The 12,785-nt window shown below is 46.4% G+C and carries 15 protein-coding genes and 1 pseudogene; 5 read left to right on the plus strand and 11 right to left on the minus strand.

Annotation, left to right across the window (positions count from 1 at the left end):
• Nucleotides 1–94: 94 nt before the first annotated feature.
• Nucleotides 95–448, minus strand: coding sequence for an iron-sulfur cluster insertion protein ErpA (gene erpA, locus G475_RS0106390; protein ID WP_026700562.1), 354 nt, complete (start codon nt 446–448; stop codon nt 95–97).
• 77 nt (nt 449–525) lie between these two features.
• Nucleotides 526–750, minus strand: a complete 225-nt coding sequence (locus G475_RS24385; protein WP_035710413.1) for a Spo0E family sporulation regulatory protein-aspartic acid phosphatase — start codon at nt 748–750, stop codon at nt 526–528.
• A gap of 208 nt (nt 751–958) precedes the next feature.
• Between G475_RS24385 and mqnE (G475_RS0106400) the strand changes: the two genes are divergently transcribed.
• Together mqnE (G475_RS0106400) and mqnE (G475_RS0106405) are read left to right on the plus strand one after the other, a co-directional pair.
• Nucleotides 959–2,038: an aminofutalosine synthase MqnE gene (gene mqnE / locus G475_RS0106400; RefSeq protein WP_035710415.1), complete on the plus strand. Its 1,080-nt coding sequence runs from the start codon at nt 959–961 to the stop codon at nt 2,036–2,038.
• 24 nt (nt 2,039–2,062) lie between these two features.
• Nucleotides 2,063–3,160: an aminofutalosine synthase MqnE gene (gene mqnE, locus G475_RS0106405; RefSeq protein WP_026700564.1), complete on the plus strand. Its 1,098-nt coding sequence runs from the start codon at nt 2,063–2,065 to the stop codon at nt 3,158–3,160.
• A gap of 69 nt (nt 3,161–3,229) precedes the next feature.
• On the opposite strand, the gene dapF is transcribed toward mqnE (G475_RS0106405), so the two are convergent.
• The 3 genes from dapF to G475_RS0106420 all read right to left on the minus strand — a co-directional run bounded on the left by dapF (nt 3,230) and on the right by G475_RS0106420 (nt 4,652).
• Nucleotides 3,230–4,063: a diaminopimelate epimerase gene (gene dapF, locus G475_RS0106410; protein WP_035710464.1), complete on the minus strand. Its 834-nt coding sequence runs from the start codon at nt 4,061–4,063 to the stop codon at nt 3,230–3,232.
• 27 nt (nt 4,064–4,090) lie between these two features.
• A complete protein-coding gene (locus tag G475_RS0106415) occupies nt 4,091–4,330 on the minus strand; it encodes a hypothetical protein (protein WP_026700566.1) in 240 nt (79 codons plus the stop codon).
• Between the two features lie 85 nt (nt 4,331–4,415).
• A complete protein-coding gene (locus G475_RS0106420; protein ID WP_026700567.1) occupies nt 4,416–4,652 on the minus strand; it encodes a YuzB family protein in 237 nt (78 codons plus the stop codon).
• 181 nt (nt 4,653–4,833) lie between these two features.
• Here G475_RS0106420 and G475_RS27890 point away from each other — a divergent pair.
• The 3 genes and pseudogenes from G475_RS27890 to G475_RS0106430 form a co-directional block, all read left to right on the plus strand.
• Nucleotides 4,834–4,995, plus strand: a pseudogene (locus G475_RS27890) (TetR/AcrR family transcriptional regulator); the annotation flags it as partial.
• Nucleotides 4,996–5,403: 408 nt separating this feature from the next.
• On the plus strand, nt 5,404–6,474 hold the full coding sequence (locus G475_RS0106425; protein ID WP_026700568.1) for an NAD(P)/FAD-dependent oxidoreductase: 1,071 nt from the start codon (nt 5,404–5,406) through the stop codon (nt 6,472–6,474).
• A 113-nt stretch (nt 6,475–6,587) separates the two neighbouring features.
• The gene (locus G475_RS0106430) at nt 6,588–6,830 is read left to right on the plus strand and encodes a NifU family protein (RefSeq protein ID WP_026700569.1); all 243 of its coding nucleotides are present in this window, start codon (nt 6,588–6,590) and stop codon (nt 6,828–6,830) included.
• A gap of 102 nt (nt 6,831–6,932) precedes the next feature.
• Here G475_RS0106430 and thrB read toward each other — a convergent pair whose 3' ends face one another.
• The 6 genes from thrB to G475_RS0106460 form a co-directional block, all read right to left on the minus strand.
• Nucleotides 6,933–7,862: a homoserine kinase gene (gene thrB / locus G475_RS24390; RefSeq protein ID WP_233275737.1), complete on the minus strand. Its 930-nt coding sequence runs from the start codon at nt 7,860–7,862 to the stop codon at nt 6,933–6,935.
• Nucleotides 7,852–8,922 carry a threonine synthase gene (gene thrC / locus G475_RS0106440; RefSeq protein ID WP_026700570.1) on the minus strand — a complete coding sequence of 357 codons (1,071 nt, stop codon included), beginning with the start codon at nt 8,920–8,922 and terminating at the stop codon, nt 7,852–7,854. Before thrC ends, thrB begins: the two co-directional genes overlap by 11 nt.
• Nucleotides 8,919–10,226, minus strand: coding sequence for a homoserine dehydrogenase (locus G475_RS0106445; protein WP_026700571.1), 1,308 nt, complete (start codon nt 10,224–10,226; stop codon nt 8,919–8,921). Before G475_RS0106445 ends, thrC begins: the two co-directional genes overlap by 4 nt.
• 133 nt (nt 10,227–10,359) lie before the next feature.
• Nucleotides 10,360–11,373, minus strand: a complete 1,014-nt coding sequence (gene yutH / locus G475_RS0106450; RefSeq protein ID WP_026700572.1) for a spore coat putative kinase YutH — start codon at nt 11,371–11,373, stop codon at nt 10,360–10,362.
• A gap of 87 nt (nt 11,374–11,460) precedes the next feature.
• Nucleotides 11,461–12,246, minus strand: a complete 786-nt coding sequence (locus G475_RS0106455) for a TIGR01457 family HAD-type hydrolase (RefSeq protein WP_233275738.1) — start codon at nt 12,244–12,246, stop codon at nt 11,461–11,463.
• Nucleotide 12,247: 1 nt separating this feature from the next.
• Nucleotides 12,248–12,697 (minus strand): DUF86 domain-containing protein, encoded by a 450-nt coding sequence (locus G475_RS0106460; RefSeq protein ID WP_026700574.1) that lies wholly within the window; start codon nt 12,695–12,697, stop codon nt 12,248–12,250.
• Nucleotides 12,698–12,785: the final 88 nt, after the last annotated feature.

The following is a 12,785-nucleotide window of genomic DNA, read 5'->3' on the forward strand; positions in this document are numbered from 1 at the left end:
TAGAAAAACGGCTGCTATGGCAAAAAGCGGGACGCCCTGTTTTTGCCATACAAAAACTCCCTTGCAGTTTAGGCCCTGCAAGGGAGTGTTCCTATCAGCAATCTTCCGGTGTTCCGGTTTTTGTTGCTGTTTTGAATGAGCTGCCACAGCCGCAGTTTGCGATGGCGTTCGGGTTATCGATCGTAAATCCTCCGCCCATCATATTCTGTTTATAGTCTATAACCACACCCTCCAAAACGTCGGCGCTTTCGTTATCAATAAGCACTTCCAGCCCGCTTTGTTCAATGATGTGGTCTGTATCTTCCACTTCCGAATCAAATCCAAGTCCATAGGAAAGACCGGAACATCCTCCGCCCTTCACTCCGACACGGAGCTTGACGTTTTGGTCCTCTTCTTCTTCCATCATCTTTTTCACTTGTGCAGCGGCGGCTTCTGTGACCGTGATCATCGGAAAACCTCCTCTTCCTCTAAATAATCCATCTGTCGGTTGCTTTATTTTAAGTATATCGTTTTTTCCGTAAACGTTCAAACAATCTGCCAATGTTTACGTGTTGGATAAATTTTTGAAGGAAACCCCTCTTGCTGTGACCGCAAACCAAGCAGTCTGTTGTGTTCCTGGTCTACTTTCCGGCTGTAATGAAGAACTAATGGATGATGAAAACCGTGCGTCTGGGCAGCCTCCATCATTTTCTTGCGGAGCGCTTCTAAGTGTTCTTCCTGCAAAGCATGAGATACTTTGTTGTCCCCCATTACGTTCCCTCCCTTACAAGGGGTTCCTCCAACTGTATGTTGATTGTTTCTATTCTACCTTTTTTTCCATAAAAAAACAATTGTTTTTTGTACCTGCTTTATTGTTTATAACTTCCAAACTCTCTTTTATTTCCTAATATCTAGTAGTATAATGAAGCTGAATAAGGGGACAAAGGAGGCGGCTTTTATAAAACTTAAATCGGATCAAATGTCGGACATTGTGGAGAAAGTACAAGGCGGAGAAAGGCTTTCGTTTGAAGATGGAGTATATTTAATGAACTCTCATGATCTGCTGACCATTGGAGCACTGGCTGACAGCGTACGAGAGAAATGGAATGGAAACCATGTTTATTTTATCCAAAACACTCATCTAAACTACACCAATGTCTGTTATCTTGATTGTAAGCTATGTGCCTTTGGAGTCAAACCCGGGGATTCTACATCCTATTCCCTGAGTCTTCAGGAACTGGAACGAAAATTTATCGAGATGAAAGGAAAAGGCTACACAGAACTGCACATTGTCGGGGGAGTAAACCCCAGGCTCCCCTTCACGTATTATGAAGATATGATAGCATTGGCCAGGCACCACAATCCGGACATCCATATCCAAGCTTTTACAGCGGTGGAAATTGATTATCTCGCCCGTGTTGCCAGAATTTCTGTGGAAGAAACAATTGAAAGATTAAGAAAAGCTGGACTGGGCTCGATTCTCGGCGGCGGTGCCGAAATTTTCGACCCGGAAATACGTCGTATCATCTCCGGACACAAAACCGAATCAGACCGCTGGTTTTATATTCATCGTCTCACTCATGATCTTGATATGAAGTCCAATGCCTCCATTTTATACGGCCACATAGAAAAACCGGAGCATGTCGTTGATCACTTCATCCGCCTTCGTGAACTGCAGGATGAAACAAATGGATTCAATGCCTTTTTTGGGTTTGCTTTTCAACCCGATAACACCCAGCTGGCAAAAGAATTTAATATCGAGCGCGACTCTACCGGCTGGTACGATTTAAAAGTACTGGCCGTGGCGAGACTTATGCTTGATAATTTCCCACATATCCGGGCGTTTTGGATGCTTATAGGAAAAAAGCTGGCCCAGGTTTCTCTTCAATTCGGCGTGGATGATTTAGACGGTACCGTCATGGAAGAACAAATTGTACATGCTGCTGGAAACCAGTCTTCCCAGATGGTTCCAAAACAATGGTTTATTGAAATGATTAAAGAAACTGGTAAAATTCCCGCAGAACGTGATACGTTATATAATATTTTGCAGACCTACTAATCGGCCCTGGAAAGGATGAATAGAATGGCAGTAACATTAATGAAAGACGAAAAAATGGAAGAAATCGCCGGCAAGGTCCAGCGGGAAGAACGTTTGTCGATCGAAGACGGGCTGTACCTGTACGACACAAGTGATCTTCTAACCATCGCCCAGCTGGCAGATCAGGTAAATGAGAAAAAAAGCGGGAAGAACGTTTATTTCATAGAAAATATGTACATTAATCCCACAAACGTCTGTGAGGCAAGCTGCAGCTTCTGCGGGTTTAAACGAAAGCCGGGAGAAGAAGGCGCCTACACCATGCACGAAGAAGAACTGCTGGAATATGTGGAAAAACGCTGGAACGATAATATTCAGGAGTTTCATATTGTCGGCGGCCATAATGTGGAAGTGGGATTTGAGTATTACCTCAATACAGTACGAACGTTAAAGAAACACTATCCTCAAGCAGCGGTCAAAGCCTATACCGCTGCCGAAATTGAATTTTTCGCCAGAATTTCGGGTCTTTCCATGAAAGAAGTACTGGAAGAACTGATGAAAGCAGGACTGGATACGCTACCAGGCGGCGGAGCAGAAATACTTACGGAGAGGTACCGTTCCAAAATGAGCCCCGATAAAGCTTCTACCTATGAATGGCTTGAAGCTCATGAAACGGCTCATCAACTTGGAATGAAAACCCATGCCACCATGCTTTACGGCTCGATTGATTCCTTTGAGGAGCGGCTCATCCATATGGATCGTCTACGCCAGCTCCAGGATAAAACGAACGGATTTATGGTGTTTATTCCTCTTGCCATGCAGCCTAGAAAAGTGAACGCCGGCTGGCATCAACGAACCTCGCCGTATGATGATATGCGGACCATCGCCATTTCCCGGCTGATGTTGGATAACTTTGATCATATTAAAGCATACTGGATTAATATCGGCGCACAGTTGACCCAAATGGCATTAACTTTTGGATCAGACGACATTCACGGTACCCTGATCGAAGAAAGAATTTCTCATTCTGTTGGTGCTTTGACCTCACAGGGGCTGACACGCAAAGAACTGATCCACCTCATCAAAGGAGCAAATAAACAGCCAGTGGAGCGCGATACGTTCTACAACATCATTAAAGAATATTAAAAAAAAGGAGTTTGAGCGATATCCGCCCAGACTCCTTTTTCAATGATACAAAATCCCGGCCTACGGTTCTCACTGGTATGTTCCAGAACAAATCGTCTCCGCCGGTCCTTTCATCCACACCTTGCCATCTTCCGCCCATCTGATGCGTAAATCGCCGCCTTCCAGGTGAACAATGACCTCGATTCCCATTTGGCTCCTGCCGGTCAACACGGCGGCTGCTACAGCAGCGCAGGCTCCTGTTCCACATGCCTGCGTCACCCCGGAGCCTCTTTCCCATACCCGAAAATTCATCTCGTTTTCTGTGATCATTTGTACAAATTCAATATTGGCCCGTTCTGGAAACATATCATGCGTTTCCAATATCGGACCCGCTGTAGTCACGGGAGCATCCGCGATATCTTTTTCAAATAGTACCGCATGCGGATTTCCCATAGATACAGTGGTCACAAGAAACGTTTCCCCTCGAACCAGCACCGGCTCTTCCACCGTACGGGAATCAGGTTCTCCTTTCATAGGCAGTTCCCCTTTCAGCAGCCGTGGTTCTCCCATGTCTACAGTCACATTTGTTACCACACCTGCAGAGGGATCCACTTCCAATAACGCCGTTACTTTCCCGCCCAGGGTTTCTACTGAAACCGTAGTGGCAGAAACAATATTTTTCTCATAGGCCAGTTTCACGGCACATCGTATCCCGTTACCGCAGTTTTTCGCCTCTGACCCATCAGCATTAAATATTCTCATTTGTATATCCTCTGTTTTAGAAGGTCCTATTAAAATCAGGCCGTCCGACCCAATGCCTGTGTTTTTATCGGCTACTGCCTGAGCCAGGGAAGGAAGGTGTTTCTCCTCCAGGGACTCTTCAAATAAATCTACGTAAATATAACTGTTCCCCAGCCCATGCATTTTTGTAAAATTCACATTGTTTCCTCCTTACTTGCGCAGCGGTTCTGTTGTCCAGAAATAGTCGTCGTCTGCATCTATTATTATCATACTGGCATGGCAGCATGGCATAACCAGCCTTGTTTTCACACTATCTTTCGCCTGTTGCAAATGTTTTTCCTTCATATGCGTTAATACATGGGTTTCCCTGCAGTACGGACATTCCTCAATATAAATGTCTTCTCCCATCTTTTCATAAGGCCATGTATTCTCAAATGGGATATATTTCATAACCTGGGCGCCCTCCCTCTTCGAGATAAACGAGGCTGCTTTAAAACAGGGTTCTCCTTCTGTTCAAAAGCAGCCTCATCCTTTATTAGAACATTGGATTTTCTTCCAAGTGCTGATATATATTACTAACAAGTTCTTGCGCGTCGTCTCCTTCGACTACTTCTCCATTTACCAGCGCATACATCGTCATGGCACACTGTGCGCAGTTTCCAAGACAGCCGTATTCGATGATATCGAGGTTTGGATCTTTTTCCAATTCCTCCATTGCTTTCTGGGATCCGCTTGCCAGATTACTAAGGCAAAATTCTATAATCGGCCTCATGGCATTCACCTTCTTTATGATTCTCTCAATAAATCCTATCGTTGCAGTGTTAATTAGTCAACCTGTATGCTTTGATAAACATAATCGTTCATTGTATTTTTGTCATTACATCGTTATAATTTGAAGTGACCGAGGTCATTTTTCTTCCCCTGTAAGCCTAAGAAATCCGGAGTGGATATCATTGAACCGAAATGAAAAAAAGCAGCAGACAAGGGAAAAGATATTACATACCGCTGTGGATCTTTTTCGACGGAACGGGTTTGACAGTACAACCGTTCAGGAAATCACGGAAGCCGCCCAGATTGCTAAAGGAACTTTTTTTAACTATTTTCCAACCAAAGAATCCCTGATGCAGACGTTGGCCGAGGACCGCCTCCATCAGGTGGAGCATTATATCAGCAGGTACGGGTTGAAACGTCTGCCTTTGCTTTCAAAGCTCCGGGCCTATTTCAGTTATTTTTTGGGAGAGTATGAGGTGAACCGGGAATTAACAAAACGGGCATGGCAGCATGTTGTGGAAAAGGATTCTTATCTTCCGGAAAAATGGGAAGAACTATTGAAAGATGGCATCGAACGAGGGGAAGTGGCGCCCGGTACCTCTGTAACCATATGGGCGGATATCATTAACAGTCATTTTTATTACGTCTTGGCTGCATGCAGCGAGGAAACAAGAGATGCGTTTCTCGATCAATTAATGTTCATATTGCACACGAGCCTGCAAAGTATTTTAACACAAAGGGGACATCGCATGATGAAAAAACTAGTTGTATTAGGCGGAGGCTACGGCGGCATGCGGATTTTGCAGAAAATGCTTCCCAGCGAGCTTCCGGACGATGTAGATCTCATCCTCATCGATAAACTCCCGTATCATTGTCTGAAAACGGAATATTACGCCCTTGCCGCCGGGACAGAATCAGATCATGAAGTCCGGGTCCCGTTTCCTAAAGAAGAGAGGCTTACCCTTCATTTTGGCACCGTTGACAGTATTGATAAAGATAATCAGCTTGTCCATCTTCGCGGAGAGGATCCCATTTCCTATGATTACCTCATCATCGGACTGGGGTGTGAGGATAAATATCATGGAGTCCCTGGAGCGGACACCTACACGTACAGTATTCAAAGTATGGAGAAAACAAGAAGAACGTATGAGGCCCTCAACAACCTCCCGCCTAATTCTGTCGTCTCCGTCGTAGGAGCCGGACTGAGCGGGGTGGAACTTTCCAGTGAACTTCGGGAAAGCAGGGACGACTTGTACATCCGTTTATTCGACCGCGGGGAAACGATTTTACCGATGTTCCCAAAACGGCTCAGCAATTATGTACAGAATTGGTTTGAAAAGCATGAAGTAGATGTCATCAGTAATTCTGATATAACCAAAGTGGAACCAGACGGTTTATATAACCACGAAGAATTTATCCCCTCGGATGCTATCATCTGGACTGCCGGCATCCAGCCGAATAAAGTGGTGCGGGAGCTGGATGTGGAGAAAGACGACAAAGGACGAATCCTTTTAACGAACCATCACCATCTGCCGGAAGACGAAAATGTCTTTGTCGTCGGCGACTGTGCAAGTCTGCCCCATGCTCCCAGTGCTCAGCTTGCTGAAGGCCAGGCCGAACAAATTGCAACGGTTCTCAAAAAAAGATGGAGAGGAGAAGAACTTCCTAATCGTTTTCCTCCGATTAAATTGAAAGGTGTTCTCGGATCTCTGGGCAAGAAACACGGATTTGGGGTCATGGGGGATACCGCCTTGACCGGACGGGTAGCCCGTTTGTTAAAAAGCGGAGTATTATGGATGTATAAGCACCATTCCGGTGTATAAAAAGAAGCATTATTTTAGGAACCTGTCTTGGTTGTCACCGCCGGGTAATTCATAGTAGAATAAAAAATAAGCCTTGTGATTTGTAAAGGTTATAAGAAAGGAGAGATCAGATCATGCCGCAAACGACTGAAGATATGTATGCGCAAGTAAATGAAGTCCTTGAAAAGCTTCGCCCGTTTTTACTTCGTGACGGCGGGGACGTTGAATTAGTGGATGTAGAAGATGGCATTGTAAAGGTTCGACTCATGGGAGCATGCGGTTCCTGCCCATCCTCCACCATTACATTAAAAGCTGGAATCGAGCGCGCTCTGCTGGAAGAAGTTCCAGGCGTTGTCGAACTGGAGCAGGTATTTTAATAAATGCAGAACAAAAACGGAGCTTGGGAGATATCCAAGCTCCGTTTTTATTTTAAAAAAGGGAAATTAAATAGCTGCCCCTTTATTACTCCTTTTGAAAAGTTACAAACTCATACCGCTGTTCTCTGTCACTTTTGTATACCTGGTATATGCGCCAAAGGCGGAGGGTTTGGCAGTCTGGACGTCAAAATCAGGGAAATCAAGCTGCAGGTTCTTGCGAATCGTTTCCCCGGTTCCACGGGGAGCCAGACACATCACCGTCGGGCCTGCTCCGCTCAAGGCTGCTCCATAAGCACCATAATCCCGAACGTTATCCATAATATCTATAAGGCCGGGAACGAGCTTGGCCCGGTAAGGGTGATGGAAAACATCCCGTCCCATCATTTTCCCGGCCAGTTCCCAGTCTTCTTTTAATAGAGCGGCAATTAATACATTGCTTACAGAACTGCCCCGGATCGCTTGATGGTATTCCACCTGCTCCGGGAGAATTCCTCTGGCTTTTTTCGTCATCAGTTCCTTCTCCGGAACAGCCATGACCAGATCAACCTCAGGCACGCCGCAGTGTACCATGTTCGTATCTTCTTCCGAATGGGTCCCAACGATTAAACCGCCGTACAAACAAGGGCCAACATTATCGGGATGGCCCTCCCAAAGGCTTGCAAATCTTAACTTCTCTTCTTTCGATAAGGAAGGCCCTGTTAACTGATCCGCCAATTCCACAGCAGCGATGATAGCTGCAGCACTGCTGCCTAATCCCCGCGCAAGTGGAATATCGCTGGTCATCTTAATGGTACAGGGCGAAAGCTCTGTTCCAAGCTGTCTGGCAAGTTCTTCGGCTACAATATAAACAAGATTTTCCTTCCCTGACGGAATCCCGTCTAATGCGTGGGAATTGGAAGAAAAATGCCATTCCGATGATGGTTCTGCTTCCAGGGTCAGGTAGCGGTCCACCGCCAGGCCGATCGAATCAAAACCCGGACCTAGATTGGCTGAACTTGCCGGAACCGTGATGACCATCTTCTCATCTTCCACCTGCGACCCCTCCTTTGATCTTCTCTAAAAAGGCTTCTTCACTGTTGGGAATAACGGTCGGCTTTACCGTTACTGTATCAATCGCTGTGCTTGGATCTTTCAGGCCGTTTCCAGTTAACACACAAACCACCTTGGAACCCTTACTTATTTCCCCGTTTTCCAGTTGTTTTTTCAATCCTGCTATCGAAGCACACGAGGCCGGTTCAGCAAATATTCCTTCTCTCTGGGCCAGAAGCTGATAGGCTTCGAGGATTTCCTCATCGGTTACATAGCTGATCGCTCCTTCGGATTCCTCGGCAGCCTCCACCGCTTTGGACCAGCTCGCCGGGTTGCCGATACGAATCGCGGTTGCCACCGTTTCAGGGTCCTCTATGACTCGGTTTTGTACGATCGCCGCTGCGCCTTCCGCTTCAAATCCACGCATCTGCGGCAGGGAGGTCCCTTTCTTTTCATGAAATTCTTTAAACCCTTTCCAATACGCTGTAATGTTTCCCGCATTTCCTACTGGAATCGATAAAACATCCGGAGCTTCTCCCAGGGCATCACAAATTTCAAACGCAGATGTTTTCTGGCCTTCAATCCGGTATGGATTTACCGAATTGACCAGCGTAATATTTTCTTTTTCACTAATCGAACGGACAATTTCCAGAGCGTGGTCGAAATTGCCCTGTATTTCGAAGACTTCGGCCCCGTACATAACAGCCTGGGCCAGTTTTCCCAAGGCAATCTTTCCTTCAGGGATAACGACAATACAGCGCAGTCCCGCTCTTGCAGCATAAGCTGCAGCAGAGGCTGAAGTATTGCCGGTCGAAGCACATATAACCGCTTTACTGCCTTCTTCCTTTGCCTTGGCAACCGCCATCACCATACCCCGGTCTTTAAAAGAACCGGTCGGGTTGACCCCCTCGGTCTTTACATAAATATCGGCTCCCCATTCTTCAGACAGCTGTTCCAGCCCAATTAACGGAGTGTTCCCCTCATTCAATGTCAATTTCGGTGTGCTTTCCTTTATTGGTAAAAAGTCTTTGTATGCATGCAGTAAGCCGTTCCAGCTGCTCATGATACTTGTCCTCCCTCTACGCGGTAGCTGCTTTTTACATCTAACACAACATCCATGTTTTCCAGTTCTTTATATATTCTTTCATAGGCAGCCCGGTTGGTTAGATGAGTCACGATAACTACTTCAGATTTTGGATCATTTTCATCTTCCAGAGGCCATTGCAGCAGCTTATCAAAGCCAACATCCTCCTCTTTGAAAAGAGAGGACAGATCATCGAAGGTTCCGGTTTGGTCCTTGACGTGAAGCCTGATGAAATATTTCGACTCGACTTCTTCATTTGCCTGAAGGGCTTTGCTGTGAAGGGGCCTTGAATTGGAATTGCCGCCTGTACCAAGTCTAATATTTTTCACTACCGCTACCAGATCTGATACGATGGCGGTCGCAGTCGGCAGCGAGCCGGCGCCGGGACCGTAAAACATTGTTTCTCCTACAGCTTCCCCATGCACATAGACCGCATTATATTCATCCTGTACTGAAGCCAGCGGATGATCATTCGGCAGAAGCATCGGCTGTACGGTTAACTCCACCCGCTCATCGGTCCTTTTCGCCAGACCGATGAGTTTTAACGTATACCCAAGCTGCTCACAATACTCCATATCCTCCGTTGTCACATTCGTAATACCTTTTACTTCTACATCCGCCAATTCTACATTCATGGAAAAACCGAGTCTGGCAAGGATCGCTATTTTACGGGCTGCGTCCAGCCCTTCCACATCGGAAGTAGGATCGCTTTCCGCAAATCCAAGTTCCTGTGCTTCGGCCAATACTTCTTCATAATCCCGTTCTTCCTGAGCCATCTTGGTGAGAATGTAGTTTGTTGTGCCATTAACAATTCCCATCATCTGCGAAATTCTATCCGAAGCCAGGCCTTCTGTAATACCCCGGATGACCGGGATTCCTCCGGCCACACTCGCCTCATAAAGGAGGTAGCACCCATTTTCCTCCGCTTCCCGAAGCAGTTCTGTACCATGGAGCGCCATCACGTCCTTGTTGGCAGTTACTACATGCTTGCCGCTGCGCAGGGACTGAAGAATATAATGGTGCGACTCTTCAATTCCTCCCATCACTTCAATGATGACGTCTATTTCCGAATCATGAAGAATGTCTTCTGCATTTTCTGTTAAAGTCAGGTTCTCTATATTTAAATCTCTTGGTTTCGTTTTATCCCTGACCAGAATCTTTTTGGCTGAAATCGGGCATCCCGTCTGGTGCTGTAATTCCTGCTGGTGCCCGGTTAAAATCCGGATCACCCCGCTTCCCACCGTGCCGAGGCCCAAAATTCCAACAACCACTCCTTGTGCCATACTCTCTCTCCTCCCGCTGCTGCCTTTTTCAATCTATTTTCAATCGCTTTGTGTTTACGAGGAAAACAAATGTCTTTTTATAATGGACATTATATAAGGTATTTTATTATTTTACAAGAGGAACGGCCAATGTTTATGCTAAAGAATCACTCTTTCCAAGCATCCACCCGGGGTAATCTTCAAATCCTGCCGGAAAAGCCTGTTGTAATAAATGGAGCTGATCCATCCAGCCTGCTTCCTTCTTCCAGGTAGCTTTTAATTCAGAAAGTACAGTTTCCATATCTCTTGTGGTTTCGTGTAAATAAATACTTTCCATCTGCTCCATATAATAATACGGGAAAATAAGCCGCGCCGCAACGAGTTTCCAGCTGACCGAAGACAGGCGGCTGTGCTCTTCATAGGCTGACAAAAAGGCCTTCGTTTCTTGAAACGGGGCCTCTGTGTCGATGGCGTATCGAATCCACTCCGCCACATCCCGGGCCGGGTGATCGTGCAGCCAGTCTGCCGGCAGCTTATTAGGCACCGAATGAGGAGCTGCGATGATCCACGTTTCCGGCGTAAAGCAAAGGTGAGTAATACAACCAGACTCTTCCGTTTGTTCCTCCTCCCGAATGTGATGCAGCCGCTGTATCGCATTTTCCGTTTTCCCCATATAATACGGAAATGTCTGGATAAACCATTGGTCGGCCGGGGAGCACCTAGATTTCTGCCGGACTTTTTCATACCAGCTTTCCAGCTGATTCAACCGAATTTCCCACCATTGCGCCCACCGATCTAAAAAAAACGGGGCGGGATACGGCTGAAACAGGGACTTGGCTTTTTCATGAAAGGTTCCTAATTCAGCCCCTGGGTGAAGCAGTTCTGTCTGTTTTCTCTCTGTGGAATAAAGCCGGAACAGACGTTGTTTCTCTCCATCTACCATCATGGAAGTTCCTCTGGACAGAGGAGAAATAAAAGCAGCCACCGTTCCGTCTCCGTTATTTCTCATCCAGTCGGCCCATGCCGTTTTCTCCTCCCACGAGGAGGCAGCTGTTTTTTCTGGTACAAATACGTACATGCCATCTCTTGTACTAAAACCAGTGTAACGTCCGGCCTGAAAGCTTTCTGTCATATATAATCCATAATGATCGTAAACTGAGCGTTCCATTCTCCCAGCCTCCTGTTTCCCTTTTTTCTTGATTGTATGTGGAGAGAGAACGGTATACCCCTTATGTTTTCAGGAAAAGACCAGGGCCTATACAATAGACCAGACCGAAAGAGAAGCAACAGCATAGGTTGGAGGAATGGATTTGCCGGCAGCTTCTTCCCTTGAAGTAACCCCGGTATCAACATGCAGGGTATCCATGCCTGCACGGATTCCAGCCAGTATGTCCGTATCATAATTGTCCCCGACCAGGCATATTTCCTCTGGAGCAGCCCCTAAAATGTCTACGGCCTGCTGCATCATCACTTTCTCGGGCTTACCGATAAAAACGGGGTCCACCCCGGTAGAAACGGAAATAACCGAAGTGAGCGCTCCATTCCCAGGAAGAAACCCACGTTCCGACGGCAGGGCTTTATCTGCATTCGTACTAATGAAGCAGGCACCATTTCTCACCGCCAGGCAGGCCGCAGCCAGTTTAGAATACGTAATCTCCCGGTCCATTCCAATAATTACATAATCCGGGTTGTCCTCTTCTTCGATAACGCCGGCCTGATCCACAGCTTCCTTCAGCCCCTCCTCTCCAATAACATAAGCGCTGGGAGAATTCTTGGAGGAAGTTATGTACGAAGCGGCTGCCGTGCTGGTGGTAAGAACCTGTTCCTCTTCACATGGAACCCCCATGTTCTGAAGCTTCACTGCCACCTCCTGCGGCAAAGAGGTCGAATTATTCGTAATAAACAAATAAGGGATCCGCTTTTCCTTTAATTGTTTCACAAATGCTGCCGCCTCTGGGATCGGCTCTTTCCCCCGGTATATCGTACCGTCTAAATCCAGAAGGTAGGCCTTGTAATGCTTAACATTCATCTGTCCTGCCATCTTACTTTTCCTCCTCCGGCAGAAATGCAGATACGGGGCCGAGTTCATTTTCTAAAAAACTGCGCACCCGTTCCGGAAAATGCTCCATCGCTTTTTTATGCTGCAGCATTACAGCACAAAGGTTGGAGGTATCCATTAAGTAATAATCCTGAACAAGCATTCTGCGGAACGATATAATTTGTTTTAATCCTGCTCCTTCTTCTTCTGAAATCACCTTCTCATCTTCCAGGATATCCATAATATCCTCATAACTGCCGGGGTCACGCATAATAAATCCATCTATCAATTGATTCCCAGTATCGGTGACGGCTTCAATCCAGCCTTGGGCTATTCGTTCCGCCGCCAGCTCGTCCATCTTTGTTTTTCCCTCAGATACATAAGGAAATACAGCGGTTAATTCTTCCATATACCTTAAAATCTGTTCTATTTTTCTGCGGTCGACAAAATACAAACCAAGCCCTCCCCTTCGTTACACGTTCTACTCATCCATTGTATCATATCTTCCAGGGTCATCTCTTTGCGAAGATATTACCCAAAGC

It is taken from the genome of Salibacterium aidingense DSM 18341 (genome assembly GCF_000429685.1).
In the GTDB taxonomy this organism is placed as follows: domain Bacteria; phylum Bacillota; class Bacilli; order Bacillales; family Marinococcaceae; genus Salibacterium; species Salibacterium aidingense.

Excerpts from the sequence above, each read along its gene's own strand:
- erpA (WP_026700562.1), bottom strand. The coding sequence starts at position 448 with ATGATCACGGTCACAGAAGCCGCCGCTGCACAAGTGAAAAAGATGATG.
- G475_RS24385 (WP_035710413.1), bottom strand. The coding sequence starts at position 750 with ATGGGGGACAACAAAGTATCTCATGCTTTGCAGGAAGAACACTTAGAA.
- mqnE (WP_035710415.1), top strand. The coding sequence starts at position 959 with ATGTCGGACATTGTGGAGAAAGTACAAGGCGGAGAAAGGCTTTCGTTT.
- mqnE (WP_026700564.1), top strand. The coding sequence starts at position 2,063 with ATGGCAGTAACATTAATGAAAGACGAAAAAATGGAAGAAATCGCCGGC.
- dapF (WP_035710464.1), bottom strand. The coding sequence starts at position 4,063 with ATGCATGGGCTGGGGAACAGTTATATTTACGTAGATTTATTTGAAGAG.
- G475_RS0106415 (WP_026700566.1), bottom strand. The coding sequence starts at position 4,330 with ATGAAATATATCCCATTTGAGAATACATGGCCTTATGAAAAGATGGGA.
- G475_RS0106420 (WP_026700567.1), bottom strand. The coding sequence starts at position 4,652 with ATGAGGCCGATTATAGAATTTTGCCTTAGTAATCTGGCAAGCGGATCC.
- G475_RS0106425 (WP_026700568.1), top strand. The coding sequence starts at position 5,404 with ATGAAAAAACTAGTTGTATTAGGCGGAGGCTACGGCGGCATGCGGATT.
- G475_RS0106430 (WP_026700569.1), top strand. The coding sequence starts at position 6,588 with ATGCCGCAAACGACTGAAGATATGTATGCGCAAGTAAATGAAGTCCTT.
- thrC (WP_026700570.1), bottom strand. The coding sequence starts at position 8,922 with ATGAGCAGCTGGAACGGCTTACTGCATGCATACAAAGACTTTTTACCA.
- G475_RS0106445 (WP_026700571.1), bottom strand. The coding sequence starts at position 10,226 with ATGGCACAAGGAGTGGTTGTTGGAATTTTGGGCCTCGGCACGGTGGGA.
- yutH (WP_026700572.1), bottom strand. The coding sequence starts at position 11,373 with ATGGAACGCTCAGTTTACGATCATTATGGATTATATATGACAGAAAGC.
- G475_RS0106455 (WP_233275738.1), bottom strand. The coding sequence starts at position 12,246 with ATGGCAGGACAGATGAATGTTAAGCATTACAAGGCCTACCTTCTGGAT.